Consider the following 16,647-nt stretch of genomic DNA (forward strand, 5'->3'; position numbering starts at 1 on the left):
CTACTATTTCGCAAATAATAACCATGGAACTTAACAAAATTCCTCCCACAAATAAAAATAAATAAAGCATAGCAATAGCATAACGATGTTCGGAGATCGTTTTCATCATGTCCATAAACATATCAACTAACATCGATGTAAAAATCGGAATCTCTAAACAAAGTCGCATAAACGAGCTCTTGCGTTAATATAATGACCACAATTGCAAGTGCTACTTCCAACATGGTATTCTCTTCTCCTCTTTCATCCATTTCATGCAGGATAAATTCTTCCTCCACACCTAACAAATCGGGCTTAAGCCCTTGATCACCTTTATTTACGTCTATAGGGAATATCCCGCTCTTCATTCCCCTTCCTATAATGAAAAGGAATATACTCAAAGAGCATATCCCTTTTTGCATGAGCATCAATATGAAATAGGCATATATTTATACGCCAAAACACTAAGCACACAGTCGAATATAAAAAAACCTAAAAACAACTTTTTGTTCCTCGATAAATAATCCTTTTTATTCTGTGAAAATAAAAATTTAACCAGATACGGTACCCATGGAACAACCCAAACAAACCCTACTTGTAATAACGACTTTAGCTCATCATGAACATAATCCGTTAAAATAAATAATAATCCTGCTACTAGCACACATCCTATTGCACTTACATTTACTTCTATTTTTTCTTTTCTACTCATTTTCTTTTTCTCCCTTAGTCGTTGACTCCAAATACTCTGCAGTTAAAAATACGAAAATAATTATATAAATAAAACATAAAGGATAATAATCTACAAACCTTCTATAGATCGTCCCTTTTAGTTTAACGTTTACCTTCCACTTATGTTCAAGCCAAACAATATTTATCCCATTAATCAAGCATAAAAGTAACGCATATTCGATACTATTAAAATATATACACAACAAAACAAATGACATGAAAATATAATTAATAAAAAAGAAACAGAATTACCTTTCGGTAGTTATCATTAAACTTCTCTTTCAGTTCATTGATCATCGTCTTAAATCCCCTTTGTTTAATAAGGTGGCAAGTACTGTACCATACCACCTTATTAAAAGGCATTCAATTTTACTTTGACGCCCGATGGAGCTGCACAATCATGGGACGTTCAACAAGACACCCATTACACATTTTTCATCCTTGGCCTTCAAATAACTGCGGATATTTCTTTCTCAGTCTTTGATATCTTCGTTTAGATAAAGAATGTCTCATACAATATTGATAAACCTCATTTGCTTTGTCATTCATCCCTTTTTGCAAATATGCCTTGATAACTTTGATAAATTGATCTTTCACCTTTATCCCTTCCGCCTGAATCAAAATAGGATAGGCTTTATCAAAATAACCGATGGCCTGATCTATTTCCCCCTTATCATAATAAAGCCTTCCTATATTGTAATTTAATACTGCCCGCTCCAACTCATGTACATCCCGTTGCAAACCCGCCTGCAATATTTGAATGGCTAATTTCTTATTTCGAAGAAGAAACTCATAATTATGGGATCGTTCTAAGATATCATTGAAAGTACGAATTTTTTTGAAAAAACATCGATAAATAAGCCAAGTAATTATTAAAACACCGATAAATAAACGGATCCAGTCCAATGATATAACCTCCATTGCCGGCAAAACAAGCGGGTAGATTGAAGGAAAAAAATGAGACAGGCATAAATCCTTAAAATGCACCTTTATTTTATAATTCAATTTACTAAATTAACAAGAATAGTATATTCCGATTTTGTTGCAGAATTTATTTTATATTAGTAAAATCTAATGGATAATGATTAAGCACCTAATAGCTGGAGGCAATTTACAATGAAAGATGTGTGTTTCTGTGATGAAACCTTTGAAATACTTGTTGAAGCAGAAGTATCTGCTGATCCGATTTGGTGTAATAAATGTAAAGCAAACTTAGATCTTGATGAACTTCCAATATCAGAAGAACTAAAAGCAGAACTATATGAATGGAACAGTACTTTTAGTAACCATCTAGCATCTCATAATTACAACGGAATAACACAATCTTTTTCAGAATGGTTAAATGCAAGTGGTGAAAACTTAACAAAAAAATTAAGCGCAGAACTAACTAACACATATGTAATCCAATATCATCCTTACGAATCAATTATTAAAGAAAAATAGAAAAACTAATCACATTAACATATCCACACAATCTAGTGTTTTTTACCTGTAGCTTAGCACGATAAAAAAATCCCCTTGATCGTTAATACGTTCAAGGGGTCATTTCTAGATAGGCAGAAGCTACATTATTTCCAACGGCTTTTGGGTTTAGGTTGACGGTAACAAGTTGTTAACGTACTCCCTTTTCTACAAACCGCTATACCCTTACGCCAATAAACAATCGATTTTTCTTTTGGATCATAATATTTCTTTCCGTATTTTACAGTATTAGCAATTTCTCTTGGACCAATCTTCCTTTGATATGCTCTTTGACCCAAATGCTTGGAAACACGCAGCGATACCCCTAACCATCGTAAAATCTGAGTTGCCGCCCGAATAATCCATGGAATAAGGGGATTCTTTCCGTTTGAATCGACCAAATTGATTGGATTATTATAGGCGTAAGTATATTTATTCAGACTAAACGGATCATTTTCCGTCCCCTCAAATGTATCCCTCGTCAAAAATCTTCCCGTCTCTGGATTATAGTACCTGCTTTGCAAGTAATACAATCCCGTTTCCTTGTCATACCGATAACCGGCATAGGTATAGGGATTTTCAACCGTACCCGTTTGGTTGGCGAGGGTACCAAATGCATCATAGGTATAAGTGTTTACAACAGCACCTGTTTGATCCGTGAGTGCTACCACATCCCCATGCCCGTTCAACTGATAGAAATACGTCTTTCCACCACGGGACATGCTAACAGGTTCATTCTCTGGACCATAGGTGTAGCTCGCTACAATCGCTCCACTTTGATCTGTTTCATACGCCACATTGTTGTTTTGATCATAATGGAACGTAATGGTACCCGATGCCGTCGTTTTCGTCCTCCGCATGCCATCCGCACGGTAGGTGAACGAAGCGATCGTATTACCTGCGCTGTCTTTGACTGCGGTCAATCGGTTCTCCGCGTCATAGACATACGTCTTGTTGCCATCGCTTAGCAAATTGCCGATAGCGTCGTAGGTATAGGTTGTGCCGTTGACGGAAGTAAGCTGATCTGCATCATCATAAGCATAAGTGGTAGTCGTCGCCGTTCCGTTTGGGGACGTTACTTTTTTGGTCAGACGATTACCCACAGCATCATAGGTGTATTCATAAGTCGTGCCATCTGGACGAGTTTCTTTGGTCAATTGATCCAGTTCATCGTACACATACGAGGTCGTGCCCGCTTTGGACGTGACCGATGTAATATTTCCTTTGTTATCGTAAGTATAGGTAAAGCTGTCAATCTGGTTTCCGTTTTTGTCAAAAATGTCACGTGCTATCAAATCTCCCGCACCATTATACCGGTTGAAGGTCATGTTGCCGTCAGCCGTTTTACGGCGAGCCACTTGGTCTTGCTCGTTATAGTTGAACCATGCTTGGTTGGTACCATTGGATGTGATTTTGGTTAGTTGATTGTTCCCATTATACCCATAGCCTTGTGTAATCTCTGTAGATCCAGCGGACAGCTTTTGTTGGGTGATGTTTCCATTGGCATCATAGGTATAATCCGTTAGATTGCCATTTGGCTCTTTCACTTGTTTCAGGCGGTTGTCAGCATCATAAGCATAATCAGTCGAAATGCCGCTAGCCACATCGGTTTCATTAGTGACGTTGTTGTTGGCATCATAGTTAAAAGTGTATGTTTGCGTACCATTGTAGGAAATAGCATCTTTTCGGTTGACACTGTCGTAGCTGTACGAAACAATGTTACCGTTCGGATAAGTGATCTTGGTTTGATTTCCATTCAGATCGTAGTCATACGTTGTCGTTTTGTTATTAGCGTCGGTAACACTTTTTATTTGATTTAATTCGTTGTAGGTATAGGTCGTTTCCTTGTTTTTGGCGTTGATGACCTTGGTTTTGTTGCCCGCCGCATCGTATTGGTATTCGGTGGTGTGATTTTTCGCATCAGTCACCTTGGTCAGGCGATCCAGCGCATCGTAAGTGAACTGCGTCGTGTCCAATCCAACCTTTTCACTGGTCGTGTTGCCAACCGTATCATAAGTGCGTTGTGTGACCCGTTGCTCAGGATCGGTAGTTGACGTTTCATAGTTGTTGTTGCTGTCATAGCCATGGTAGGTGGTAATGGCATCTGGTACCACTTTGGCGGTATCAAACCAAGCTGTTCCCGTTTGATTGCTGTACTCATAGTACACCCTGATTCGATCGAAGGATTTGGTCGTTTTTATCTCGCTGGCAATATGTTGCCAATCGTGAGACTTTGAGCGATCAAAGTTAAATGTAAACTTCTCCACTACATCAGTTCCCACACTGGAATCATAGGTATTGATAATGTATCCGTAAATGCCATTTGGGTTCGGATTTTCCGTTTTGGAAAAGCCGGATACAGTTAAGATCGAACCCGCTCCACCCTTTAAGTTGACATCTTGGTACACCGTTTTGTATTTTGCCGAATCCCCAACCAGCTTCACTGAACGTGCACCACTATATGTTTCTGTGGTATCTAGGCCGTCCCCTGCCGCTGTGTCTCCTTGCAAATACCAGCGATCTGGAATATTGTCGCCAGCGGGATCGAGATCCCGTTCAAAGTCGCTGTTTTCCAATACGTTATAGGCACCGTAATGCCCTTCTTCGATTTGCAAGCCATCAAACCAGTACGTTCCACCATATTGACCATTGATTCCGCTGATATACCCGCGTATTTGCAACTGGTCATATCCTGTCAATGTTCCCGGATCGAGAGACAAGTGGATACGGGTTGCTTCTTGCGTACCTGTAATGCCGGCACCCGCGATAGCTGTGGACGCTCCAGTTTTAGAGTTGAACGCAAACGCATAGATGCTACCTCGTCCCTGGGCACCACTCGTTTTTACATATCCACTCAGTACATAGGTTTTATTGGGATCATAAGCAACTTTATCACTGGCAATGGCCGTAGCCCCAGAGACATTGGAAATTTTGATGCTTTTATTCCCCAAAGTGATACCATCAGTTGTAAGGCCCGTGCTATCCCAAGAGATATCAACTGATCCACTCGGCACTTTGCTCCAATTGTCCGGCCAATTATCACTGTTGCGATCCAATTCAAAACTTCCATTGATAGCCAAATTGTTGCCTGGGCTCATCGCCGATGTTTCGGACAAGACGTTGCCATAGGCATTGTATTTGGTCGCAGTTGATTTTTCGACTGGGTCAGTGGAAGCCGTCAAATTATTTTTGTCATCATATTCATTGGTTGTGGTGTTACCGTTGGCATCCGTTTCCGTCACCGGATTGTTCTTGCTGTCATAAGTGGTGCTGCTCGTGTTGTTGAGCGGCGTACTAATGCTGGTTAGATTTCCTTTCTCATCATACGAATAATTGTAAGTGGCCGTGCCGTTGGCGGCGTTGGCGTTTCCGTCTTTTTGGCTGATCAATTGGTTTTTGTCGTCATATTCAAACGTGTTCTTAATATTGAATCCAGTCGGATCTTCCGTCGATTGGATCACGTTTCCATACGCGTTATGAGTATAAATCGTTTTCGTTCCTTTTGGATCAGTGACAGTGGTGGTGTTGTTGACTGCATCATAACTAAATGTTGTTTTCGCCGTTTGTTTCGCACCATTCACTGTGATGGGATAAGAAACAGCATTCACCCGGTCACTGTCCGTATCATAACTGATTGTTTTCGTATGATTGTTTGGATCGGTGATCGATATCAAATTGTGGTTATCATCATAGCCATATGCCTCTGTTGACACCACCGAACCTGTTGCATCCTTGTGTGTGATGCCAGTCAAATTGCCGTTCGCGTCATAGGTGTACTCCACTGAGCGGTTCGCTGGATCAGTCACTTTGCTGACTCGGTTGTTGGTATCATAAGCCAGTGTGATTTGTCTACCTGACGCATCAGTAATGGATGTGGGCAGGTTATCGGTATAAGCGATCGTTGTCGTGTTATTGTTACTATCAACAATCGAGGCCAACTTTTTGGCTGAGTTAAAATTGTATTTTGTCTGATCCGATGTGATCAGGGTAAAGGTACCGTTACTGTTTTTCACTAATTCCAAGTTGACTCCATCAGGCGCTTTATACGTACCCGTTGATACTCCGCCCGATCCATATTCCGGTATAAACGTATGTGTGGTGCCATCGGCATCAGTATAAGCGACAGGACCATCGGAATCCATGGATAGACTTTGTTCTAGATTGGAAATCCAACCATAGCCAAAAATACCACTTTTGTTTGAACGGCTGTTATAAGCTCGTTCCACTGACAAACTTGGACCGCGACCATTGATACTGACATCCGTATCTTGCAAATAATAGTTACCGTTATAAGTATTCACATTAGAGGCAGCCGTCGTCCAGAAACTTTCTACACCTATCGGATCAATGGTATAAGTAATGGTCAGCTTGGGCTTTTGCGAGTTGTTTGGATCAGGGTCGAGATAGTCACTGGAACGGAATCCTTTTCGGTTATTGCTTTCCGAATTCAGGCGTAACATCACACCATAGTTGGAGCTGGTGCCTGCATACCATTGTTTTGTTAGTGAAGTGATATCAAAATCATAAGCTCCCACAGCTCCAACCGATTTCGTGGAGATAGGTGTTGTACCAGATGACGGTTGGTTGCTTCCCTTGATATCAGTTGAGTTCCAATCCGAGGTGACTGGATAAACATTGACTTGCTCTGCATGAGTGGTTGCGTATTGATGCAATGTAAGCGTCGCTGAAGAAATATTAGCCCCACTCAATAATGGAGATAATGCGAACTTGAGATACGAACGATATTCTCCCGTACCATAAGTCGGATCAGTATAGGTTCCTGTGAGCAAATATGAAGAAGTGCCAAAGTTAACATTTTTACCATTAGTGGAATTTGTGACTGTGGCATCGTATGTCTTAAGTGCACCTTGCACCGAAACAGATGGATCGATCACTACTGGATATGCCCGCTTTTCATCCTTTAACCAAGCGGTATCCACTTTCAAATCTATAAATGTTTGGTTTTTCTCCTTACGCAATTCATACCGGGCACCAAAGGACTGTTCGTCATTGGCATCCACCATGAAAGGTCGAGGAATGGCGAACACCGTGTTACCCTTGTTGTCCAAAAATGAAAGGGAACCGTCTTTCTCTTGTTTGACATCCACATTTTTCGTTTTTAAAGATAATGTATAAGTAGACTGTCCAGTATATTTTTGCAACACCCAGGCTTCTTTAAAACCTGTATTGGTGACATAATAGCTCAGATCCGTATATGGATAAACCGAGGGATATGTCACTTTGTTCTTATCTTTTTTCGCAGCTACATTGGCACCATCAACCAACCCGAAATCGATGTGGGCTTGTCCCAATTGCAAACGAACAACTTTCTTGCCCCGGCTACGTGGAGCAAACCCCACTTGAAATTGGTTTCCTCCATTTGCGAGGGAAAGTTCAGCATCATCTGCGGCGGCCGCTTTTTTGAATTTGACTTCTTTTATCTCTTTTATCTCGTTATCAATTTCTACCCATTTATCTCCCTTTTTATAGTGAATAGGTTCCAAATATTCTTCCAAAGTATATGTCTTTTTGTCTGGAGATATATAAGTTTTGGAAGTGGCAGTCCGCATGTGTTCCAATTCAACTGGCTTGGGTGCGGGAGCAGCCAATACATCAAATGTTGCTTGTGGCCAGAGAGTGAAGATCAATGTCAATGCAATGGTAATCGATACAATGCTACGAATTCGCGCGTATCGTTCAGCATAAAAAAATTGCAAACATATCCCTTCTTTCTTCACATGCTAGTTGTTTCGTGACACAAAATAGTCACAACCACAATATATAATTTAATAAGTTATAAATAATAAATCAATTATTTTTATCTATCTTTTAATTTATTTTTTTATAAACAGATTATATATTTTATCCTATTTTAAGCAATTTATACTCTATTATGTAAAAGTACCATCAAAACGATTTGAAAAAATAAAGCCCGGCACCTCCTTGCCAGGCCCATAATCAATAAAAGACTTATCAGTTTTAAGTTTTTCATCTTGATATAATGCATTTATATGATGTCAAAGTAAACTGTCACTAGTTTTTAAAATCCCTCTGACTGAACAACTCAACCAACTTTTATTAACACCTGTTTTTTGATGGGAACAGGAAACGTCCTAGCAATCCTTTTGAATAAATGGATCGTTTCCATACCAGCAATATTATAACTGTCGGAACTCCAATCGCAATCACCGGTACACCCAGTGTTTCTTTGGTGAGTGCTTTGCGCTTGTTGCCCACCCCTGAGCCAGGATGTATACCGGTGTCAGCTACTTGGATGGTGGTGTTCACGCGGCTGAGCGCTCTTGACGCCAATGAATCAAAGGCGATGACGAAGTCCGGTTTCGTCTTTTCCACCACGCCGCGCACGATCTCGCTCGTCTCGATCCCCGTGATGCCCAGCACGCCCGGCGAGAGTGCGCTGATCGGCCGATACCCTTCAGCGACAGATTCTGGCGCCAGCTCAAACAGGTGGCGGGTGACGAGGGTGTGTTTGACCACAAGCGGCCCGAGGGCATCAGCCGTGACATTCCAGTTGCCGAGGCCGACGATCAGGCCGGAGTCGTCAAGGCCAATGCCAACCTCATCCAAAAAACGGCTGAATTGCTGGGCAAAGTGTTCACTTACGCGCTTTTCCAGCATGGAATCTCTGCTTCTCAGTGCCGGCACTTCCAACGTCAGATAAGTGCCAGGCACTTTGCCGATCGCTTCACTGCCCGCTTGGTCATCGATCCAGATCCAGCTGGTGGTGATGCCTTCTTCGGTGTTCTCTTCAATCCGTACGCCGGGGATGTCGCTTGTGCCCCCCCGCTCATCTACCGCCATCTGATGCGCTTCCCGTGCAAGGTCTGTGCGGATGGAGTAGCCAGACAAATCGATTTGGTGTTCAGTGCGCTCTGCGTTCATGAATGAATCTTCCTCCCCGTTGCATCCATGGGTGGATGCCACCTTTGTTCGGGACACCTCCCCGACAATCCGCTAATAGTTTGCTTTTTGTTGATTTATTTATTCCTCTGGCTTGTGTTATTGCTTTTTGCCATAGCTCATGCTAGAATATTGCATGTTGCATAAATGGGATGCGGAGATCAGAATCCCACAGGAGGTGAATGTATTGGCTAACATTAAGTCCGCAATCAAACGCGCTAAAACCAACGAAATTCGCCGTCAGCGCAACGCTTCCCAAAAGTCTGCTATGCGTACGGCTGTGAAAAAGTTCTTGGTTGCCGTTGAACAACAAGACAACGAAAAAGCAACCGTTCTGTACAAAGAGGCTGCTCGCACTTTGGACAAAGCCGTAACCAAAGGCCTGATCCATAAGAACGCTGCAGCTCGCAAAAAATCCCGCCTCGTAAAAAAACTGCAAGCATTGCAAGCGTAATGCAGCTTATGAACGACCCGCTTTGTTGGGTCGCTTTTATTTAAAAAGATCTCGCCCCAGGTTTTGGGACGAGATCTTTTCATTTAGATAATGCCCATGGCGTCTTTGATGCGTTTTAATGTTTCATCAGCCACCGCCGCCGCCTTCTCCCGGCCTTGTTTTAGCACTTGCTCCACTTCGCCGGAGTTGCGGATTTCATGGAAACGAGACTGGATCGGCGCGAGATGATCGATCGTCACTTCTACCAGATCCTTCTTAAACTGACCATACCCCAATCCTTCATACTGTTTCTCTAATTCTTTGATCGACTTGCCTGACAGGCTGCTGTAGATGTTGAGCAAGTTGCTGATCCCTGGCTTCGCAACCGGATCGAAGCGGATGACATTCTCTGAATCGGTTACGGCGCGCTTCAGCTTTTTCTCAATCTTCTTCGGTTCATCCAGCAGTGTGATATAGTTGAACTCACTATCGGCGCTTTTGCTCATCTTTTTGGTCGGATTGTCCAGCCCCATAATCCGGGCACCCACTTCGCCGATGTACGGTTCGGGCAACGTGAAAATCTCCGCGTAATCACGGTTGAAACGCTCAGCAATTTCGCGCGTTAATTCCAAGTGTTGTTTTTGGTCTTCACCGACCGGCACCCGCTTGGGGTTGTAAAGCAAAATGTCAGCCGCCATCAGAACGGGATAGGTGTAAAGTCCAGCCAAAACGGATTCGGACCCTTTGCCCTTCTCTTTAAATTGCACCATCCGATTCAGTTCGCCGACGCGGGCAACGCATTGCAACAACCAAGCCGCTTCTGCATGGGCTGGAACCTGAGATTGGACAAATATGGTGGACTTGGCCGGATCAAGCCCGGTCGCCAGATAAATAGCCACCAAATCAATGGTTCTTTGCTTCAGCAATTCGGGGTCTTGCGGAATGGTGAGGGCGTGCATATTCACCACACAGAAATAACAGTCGGCCTCCTCCTGCATTTGGACAAACCGTTGCATCGCCCCGATATAGTTCCCCAGGGTCACGGCGCCAGTCGGTTGGATGCCTGATAATACGCGTTCCATCTTGACACACTCCTTTTGAGAAAATAAAAAAGCCCGCCCCCGTAAGGGACGAGCTTGAACTCGCGGTACCACCCTTATTTGCCCGAAAAACATATACTTCGGGCACACCTCATTCATTCATAACGGAATAACCCGGGTTTCCTTACTGACGGAATCTATCATATGCCCCCGCGTTCAGGAAAACGGCTCCAAAGCCCATTCATATGGGGGACCGGTTGGCTCGCACCTCCCGCCAACTCTCTTATGCGGCCGCTCCTATACTACTCTCCTTTATCATCGCCGTTGTGCCAGTATGAAAATTTTCCCATTCGCATAGGATACTTAATGATATTCATTTTGCTTCAATATTGCCAAAAAGTCAAGCGAGCCCTTATTTACAAAGGGCCGGGAATGTGCTAGTTTTTTTCTAGAATCAGGAGGGACGGATATGGGACAAATTTTACCGATTCAACTCACAACCATCGCGCCGATCATTGGGTTCGCCATGGCTTCGACTTTTTTTATCATGCGGTTGAGAGCTTCCAAAAAGCCGACCTCAGCAAAAAAAATCATCATACCGCCCCTGGGGATGAGCACCGGTTTCCTGATGTTCGTGTTTCCAGAATGCCGCATCCCTCTCTCGTGGGCGATCCTGTCCTTTTTGGCGGGAGCCTTGTTCTTCTCGTTGCCGCTCATCAAAACATCCGCATTTGAAATTAAAGGGGACGACATCTACCTGAAGCAGTCTCGCACCTTCGTCGTCATTTTGAGCGGATTGTTTGTGGTGCGCCTCGCCTTGCACAACTACATCGAACATCATATCAGCATCTTCCAGACAGGCGGCGTTTTCTTCATTCTCGCCTTTGGCATGTTGTTGCCGTGGCGCGTCGCCATGCTGTTCCAATATAAAAAGATCAAAGAACAGCTTGGGCAGAAAAACGTCCCCTCGCCCACAGCCTGACAAGGTAAGCCCTCCTTCTTCGGGGGGCCCATTTTTTTTGCAAGACGCCATAATGTCGCGGGACGCGTTTTCCATTAAAGCTTGCTTATGACTCTTGTTTCCACTCCTCCTCAGACACGACGTTAATCCCGTGGCGCTTAAGCAATGCCGCTGTCACTCCTTGTCCTGCTTTCTTCACGCCTTGAAAGGTGCCGTCATATACGATGCAATTGCCGCATGAGGGGCTTTTCTCTTTCAAGATCGCCTCCTCCACCCCCAGCATTTGGGCTACGCGTAACGCCTCATAAGCTCCCCGCACAAACGCTTCGGTCACATCTTCTCCGTCCACGGTGACCACTTTTGCCTTTCCATCCAACACATCATGCCCATCACCACCAACGATTTCCGCTGGTTTGCGTGGAGTGGACAACCCGCCGAGCTGCTCAGGACAGACGGGCACCGCCTCCCCCCGCTTAATGAGTTCCTGAATCTGCTCCACCCGATTGTGCTTGCCATCATACCGGCAATGGATACCGGCAAAACAAGCACTCACCAATTTTCTCTTCATCGTATCCCTTCCCTTGTCTTCCATATAACTCCATTTGTTTATCCATCACGCCCTAATGTACCCCTTCTTCACATCCTTATCAACATCCCTTCCGGACCGGAAATCAAACGCACTAGCAAGAAATTTCCGAACTCAAATAAAAGCCTACTCTAAGTGTTTTAAACTTGATAAAATAGGAAAGTGATCGATATCTCAATTTTTTCCGCTTTGTAACCGTTTACTGGAGGAGAGTGTTTCTACGTGTCTGAAAAAGCGATTGTGGTGGGTGGAGGTTTGGCCGGCTTAAGCGCCGCCGCTCGGCTCGCACACAATGGATACGATGTGACCTTGTTGGAAAAAGCGCCCAAATTGGGTGGCCGGGCGATTACCATTCCGTTGAAAGGATTTAATTTCAACTTTGGAGCGCATGCCATTTACGCCCGCGACAAGTCCATTTTGCGCAAATTTGAACATGAAATTGGATTGAATGTCGATTGGAAAGATTTTTCCCCATCCAAAGCCTTTTATGACATGGGATCGTATACAACGCCGATGCCGGCAACATTGGAAGGGCTTTACCGTACCAAAGTGCTGGATTCACAAAACAAATTGCGGTTTGCTTATGAAGTGTTCAAAACAATGTCCTCCATCAATCGCGGAGAAGAAGGCATCCCTATTGGTGAGTATTTACAAAAAGAAACGCCACAAGTCCGCGATTTGCTTTTGACCATCGCTTCATCCAACTTTTTCACCAATGAACCGGAACGCATTCCTTCGACGTTGTTTTTCGATTACTACCGGCGCCTGTTCGCGACCCAACGGGCCGTTTCTTACATCGGCGGCGGCTGGCAAGCGATCGTGCAGGCTTTCGCCGACATCATCGAAAAAAACGGCGGACGCATCATCACCAAAGAAAAAGTGAGCCGGATCGACTTGGACGGCAAGGAAATCACAGCCATCTACGGCAAAGAAGACACGGTGTACACCGCAGATCATTATCTATTCTGCATACCGCCCAAAGAATGTAGCCAATTGTTTGCGGAAACGCCTTTGCAAAAGTATTTCGAAGAATATGTTCGTTACTCCCCCACCAGTGTGGTCGTGTACGACGTCGGCCTTTCCGAACGGATTTCCAGCCCGTTTACTTACATTTATCAAAAAGCGCAAAAGGTATTCATCACAGACATTTCATACTATGACACGACCTGTGTACCTGAGGGCGGACAATTGATGCAAGCTGTCGCCTATCTGAATGATGAGGAGATCGCCCAAAACAAAGCCGATGAGAAAGTAGCCATCATCGAATCCATTTATGACAAGCACTTCCCCGGCTGGCGCGACCGTCTTGTAGCTAAACGCGTGTCCAAAAAAGCGACGGTACAGGAAATCAAATGCATTGATGACCAGCGGCTGATGCCGGTCAAATTCCACAGCCTGGCCAACGCTTATTTTGCAGGTGACTGGTGTCAAGGAAAAGGGCAACTGTCCGAGCTTTCCTTCACCTCCGCTTATGAAGCCACCCGCCGTATCATGAAACACCCTGTTGAAGAAGAACAGGATTGATTCGTAAAAAGCCCGGCTTGCAAATAGCGAGCCGGGCTTTTTGTATTTAACATCAACTTAATAACATGACCACACAGGTGCCGATCAATGTCATCCCCAAGGTCACGGATGCAAACACAATGGAAAATAACTTTTTTTCTTCAGCGTAAGTATGCAGTTGTTCCGGCGTCTTCCCATCCATCCGCTTAATGTGCGAGCGATGGTTTAAGTTGATAATCAAAAGTATGATCACCGGAACGACAATGAAATACCAAATCGGTATCCCTTCGCGAAATGGGGCCCCTCCTTCGCGGATGAAGGCCTGTACAAAGAAAAACAAACTACAGGCCGTTTGCAACAAAGCAGTGGAGAACTGATAATTCCCCCAGCTTTCCCCCAGCTTCTCATGTTCATATTGTGACAATTCTCCCATGCCGGGGAGCGCTCGCAACAAGGGGTTGCTTTCTTTAAACACCCAGATGCTGACAGGCGTCACCAAAAAGAGCAACCCCACCACTAAGAAAAACTGCGGGGCGGTGACATTGAACGCCAGCAACAGTCCCAACAAAAGTAACACGGCAACAAGCAGTCCGTTGAGATACAGCCATTGCCGTTTGCGCAAAGCTTGTCGTTGTTGGTCTTGCATCATTGATTGCTCCTTTCAAGCGGACATATGCAATCGGAACAGCAATCGTTCGACAGCCAATTCCTTGTCCACTTTTCCCGATTTGATCTCCTGGTCAGCCGCAATGGCCATCGCTAGCAAAGAACGCAACTGCTTTTCACTGAAAGCCCTCGCTTGGCGCGAAGCCAATTTCACCGGATAGGGGTGCACTTTCAGCTGTTGCGCCATCTCACGTTCACTCATCCCTTTTCCCGCCAACGTCTTCACTTGAAACATCAGGCGGAATTGACGAATGACCAGCGCCAAGATTCGCACGGGTTCTTCTTTCTGGAACAGCAAATCATGCCAGATATGAAAGGCGTCTTCCAACTTTCGTTCCGCGATTTTCTCTGTCAGTTTGAACACATCCTGCTCCAACGTGCGCGGAACCAATTCCGATACGATCTTTGGGGTGACGACTCCGTTCTCACCCACAAACGTGGCCAATTTCTCGCATTCTTGATGCAAGAGGTGCAAATCATTTCCCACCAAGACAAGCAGTTCTTTCAGCGCATCGGCGTCGATCCGCACCTGTCGCTCGCGCAACTGGCGCACAACCCATTCCGCAGCCTCTTTGCCTTTGAGCGAGTCAAATTGCGCCGTACGCGCGCCGGCCAACAATTCCTTCACTACCTTCTTACGCTTGTCCAAATGGTCACCGTGCAGGGTGAGCACCACCACGCTGGTTTCCAACGGATTTTTTAAATAATGGATCAGTGCGTCCGAATCATGGGAGACACCACTTTTTCCTTTGCTGGCGGTTAAAAACTGCGCGTTTTTGCCCACGATAAAGCGGCGTTCACCAAAAAAAGGAAGCGTCTCCGCCTCCTGAACCAACATCTGAATCGGCGTTTCTTCCAAATCCAATGTAACCGCATTACCAAACTCATCTTTCTCGGGCATCACATGCGCACGCAACCCCGACAGCGCTTCTTCAATTAAAAAGCGCTCGGTGCCGTAAAGAAAGTAAACTGGGTGAATCTTGTTCTGCTTCAGCTCCCGTAAAAGCTCCTGGTTCACTGACTTCACCTCTTCACCCTAGTTTACCTTTTCGCCCCGCTCGACATCAATAGTGAGCTGTTTGGAAGCCCCTTTTTCATCCTGATAAGAGACTTTGACGCGTCGGGCGGAAATCCATTGCATGCGCGGCTTTTTCCCGCCGACGAACAGCTTTTGCGAATAGGTGGTTTTCGAATCCTTGGTTTTGACCAAAAGGTGGTTGTCGGTCCAGATCGCTTGATATTCACGATCCGGAGAAAACGCAATATGGGACTGTCCGTCTTTTTCACTGCTCATGGTGATAAGTACATCAGGCGAAACTTTGCTAGCATTTTTTCGATCGAAGGGACTGCCGTCGCCTCGCGAAGTCATCGTTTGTTTCGGCGGATCGCTCATCAACCACCCATTCACCCACACACCGCTCACAAATCCCACGACAAACAGAGCCGCCATGCCGACAGCCACTCGTCGAGACGGACGCCAGCGCGCCATCCAGCCGGATGGATTCGGACGGGACTCGGACGGTTTGTCCTCCATTTCCGCCAAGAGCGAATCAACTATACTAGTCGGCGGCATCACTTGCGGCAATCGGGACAGCTCATCGGACAAGGAGCGAAACCCTTCATAAATGCGTGCATCTTCAGGCGAGCGGGCCAGATGCTTCTCCAACATCTCCTTTTCCACTTGCGTCAAATCACCATCAAGGTCGCGTTGCATCCATTCAATCCATTTTTCACGATCCATGGGTGGTGGCCCCTCCTTCCTTATAAGCCGCCAGCCATTGTTTCAACTGCTTGCGTGCCCGAAACAAGTGCGATTTGACCGTATTGATCGGCATCCCCATCGCTTCAGCGATCTCTTGGTAATTGTACTCCTGAATATACCGCAACACGACCGCCGTTTGTTGCGTTTCCGGCAGGCGGGAAATAGCCTGCTTCAGATCAGTCATCATTGCGCCGCCTTCCACTTCGCGGACGGCCTTAACATCTTCACGCCAAAAATCTTCCCGCATTAACACCACCTTCTTCCTTTTACGAAACATATCCATACAGACATTGGTCACAATCCGTTGCGCCCAAGTGTGGATCATGGCATCCCCTTTGTATGTCGGCAAATGCTTATACACCTTTAACAAGGCTTCCTGTGTTGCATCCAGAGCATCTTGCTCATTGTTTAACAAATAATACGCTGTGCGGTACATTGCGACTTCCAATTGCTTCAACACTTGGACGACAGCTTGCCTGTCTCCCTGTTGCGCGCGCCGGATCAAATCAGAGTCGAGCAACAAAACCCCTCCTACCATTTAGACTTTCTCGTTCAGATCGATGTTGCAACCAGTGTACCATAAATTTGCCAGATCCCTTTTGA

Annotated in this window: 14 protein-coding genes, 1 pseudogene and 1 other annotated feature; of the genes and pseudogenes, 4 read left to right on the plus strand and 11 right to left on the minus strand. The window is 45.1% G+C overall.

Annotation, left to right across the window (positions count from 1 at the left end; genetic code table 11):
• Positions 1 to 122: 122 nt before the first annotated feature.
• From EDC32_RS12260 to EDC32_RS12270, 3 genes are all read right to left on the minus strand, one after another.
• Positions 123 to 347 (minus strand): hypothetical protein, encoded by a 225-nt coding sequence (locus tag EDC32_RS12260; RefSeq protein ID WP_132222563.1) that lies wholly within the window; start codon positions 345 to 347, stop codon positions 123 to 125.
• A 59-nt stretch (positions 348 to 406) separates the two neighbouring features.
• Positions 407 to 691 (minus strand): hypothetical protein, encoded by a 285-nt coding sequence (locus EDC32_RS12265; RefSeq protein WP_022736678.1) that lies wholly within the window; start codon positions 689 to 691, stop codon positions 407 to 409.
• A gap of 455 nt (positions 692 to 1,146) precedes the next feature.
• The gene (locus EDC32_RS12270) at positions 1,147 to 1,617 is read right to left on the minus strand and encodes a tol-pal system YbgF family protein (RefSeq protein WP_022736679.1); all 471 of its coding nucleotides are present in this window, start codon (positions 1,615 to 1,617) and stop codon (positions 1,147 to 1,149) included.
• A 210-nt stretch (positions 1,618 to 1,827) separates the two neighbouring features.
• On the opposite strand from EDC32_RS12270, the gene EDC32_RS12275 reads away from it, so the two are divergent.
• Positions 1,828 to 2,154 (plus strand): hypothetical protein, encoded by a 327-nt coding sequence (locus tag EDC32_RS12275; protein ID WP_022736680.1) that lies wholly within the window; start codon positions 1,828 to 1,830, stop codon positions 2,152 to 2,154.
• A gap of 125 nt (positions 2,155 to 2,279) precedes the next feature.
• On the opposite strand, the gene EDC32_RS12280 is transcribed toward EDC32_RS12275, so the two are convergent.
• Positions 2,280 to 7,889, minus strand: a complete 5,610-nt coding sequence (locus tag EDC32_RS12280) for a DNRLRE domain-containing protein (protein ID WP_132222565.1) — start codon at positions 7,887 to 7,889, stop codon at positions 2,280 to 2,282.
• Positions 7,890 to 8,331: 442 nt separating this feature from the next.
• Positions 8,332 to 9,075: pseudogene (gene gpr, locus EDC32_RS12285) on the minus strand (GPR endopeptidase); the annotation flags it as partial.
• A 205-nt stretch (positions 9,076 to 9,280) separates the two neighbouring features.
• Between gpr and rpsT the strand changes: the two are divergent.
• On the plus strand, positions 9,281 to 9,547 hold the full coding sequence (rpsT, locus tag EDC32_RS12290; protein WP_022736683.1) for a 30S ribosomal protein S20: 267 nt from the start codon (positions 9,281 to 9,283) through the stop codon (positions 9,545 to 9,547).
• Between the two features lie 83 nt (positions 9,548 to 9,630).
• Here the strand turns inward: rpsT and trpS are convergent, their stop codons facing one another.
• Positions 9,631 to 10,608, minus strand: a complete 978-nt coding sequence (gene trpS, locus EDC32_RS12295) for a tryptophan--tRNA ligase (RefSeq protein ID WP_132222569.1) — start codon at positions 10,606 to 10,608, stop codon at positions 9,631 to 9,633.
• A 41-nt stretch (positions 10,609 to 10,649) separates the two neighbouring features.
• Positions 10,650 to 10,894, minus strand: a binding site (T-box leader).
• A gap of 141 nt (positions 10,895 to 11,035) precedes the next feature.
• Here trpS and EDC32_RS12300 point away from each other — a divergent pair.
• Positions 11,036 to 11,548, plus strand: a complete 513-nt coding sequence (locus EDC32_RS12300) for a CcdC family protein (RefSeq protein ID WP_246026941.1) — start codon at positions 11,036 to 11,038, stop codon at positions 11,546 to 11,548.
• 85 nt (positions 11,549 to 11,633) lie between these two features.
• On the opposite strand, the gene EDC32_RS12305 is transcribed toward EDC32_RS12300, so the two are convergent.
• Positions 11,634 to 12,095: a 2-thiouracil desulfurase family protein gene (locus tag EDC32_RS12305; RefSeq protein ID WP_132222571.1), complete on the minus strand. Its 462-nt coding sequence runs from the start codon at positions 12,093 to 12,095 to the stop codon at positions 11,634 to 11,636.
• 240 nt (positions 12,096 to 12,335) lie between these two features.
• On the opposite strand from EDC32_RS12305, the gene EDC32_RS12310 reads away from it, so the two are divergent.
• A complete protein-coding gene (locus tag EDC32_RS12310) occupies positions 12,336 to 13,637 on the plus strand; it encodes a phytoene desaturase family protein (RefSeq protein WP_132222573.1) in 1,302 nt (433 codons plus the stop codon).
• A gap of 52 nt (positions 13,638 to 13,689) precedes the next feature.
• Here EDC32_RS12310 and EDC32_RS12315 read toward each other — a convergent pair whose 3' ends face one another.
• Genes EDC32_RS12315 through EDC32_RS12330 form a run of 4 tightly spaced genes read right to left on the minus strand, consistent with a single transcriptional unit; the run spans position 13,690 to position 16,564 of the window.
• Complete coding sequence (locus tag EDC32_RS12315) at positions 13,690 to 14,265, minus strand: hypothetical protein (RefSeq protein WP_211341930.1); 576 nt, start codon at positions 14,263 to 14,265, stop codon at positions 13,690 to 13,692.
• Positions 14,266 to 14,277: 12 nt separating this feature from the next.
• Entirely contained in the window at positions 14,278 to 15,300 is a 1,023-nt protein-coding gene (gene holA / locus EDC32_RS12320; RefSeq protein WP_158283360.1) for a DNA polymerase III subunit delta, read from the minus strand.
• A gap of 18 nt (positions 15,301 to 15,318) precedes the next feature.
• Positions 15,319 to 16,023 (minus strand): anti-sigma factor family protein, encoded by a 705-nt coding sequence (locus EDC32_RS12325; protein ID WP_132222579.1) that lies wholly within the window; start codon positions 16,021 to 16,023, stop codon positions 15,319 to 15,321.
• Entirely contained in the window at positions 16,013 to 16,564 is a 552-nt protein-coding gene (locus EDC32_RS12330) for an RNA polymerase sigma factor (RefSeq protein WP_022736691.1), read from the minus strand. Before EDC32_RS12330 ends, EDC32_RS12325 begins: the two co-directional genes overlap by 11 nt.
• Positions 16,565 to 16,647: the final 83 nt, after the last annotated feature.

The organism is Laceyella sacchari (assembly GCF_004343255.1).
Lineage (GTDB): Bacteria > Bacillota > Bacilli > Thermoactinomycetales > Thermoactinomycetaceae > Laceyella > Laceyella sacchari.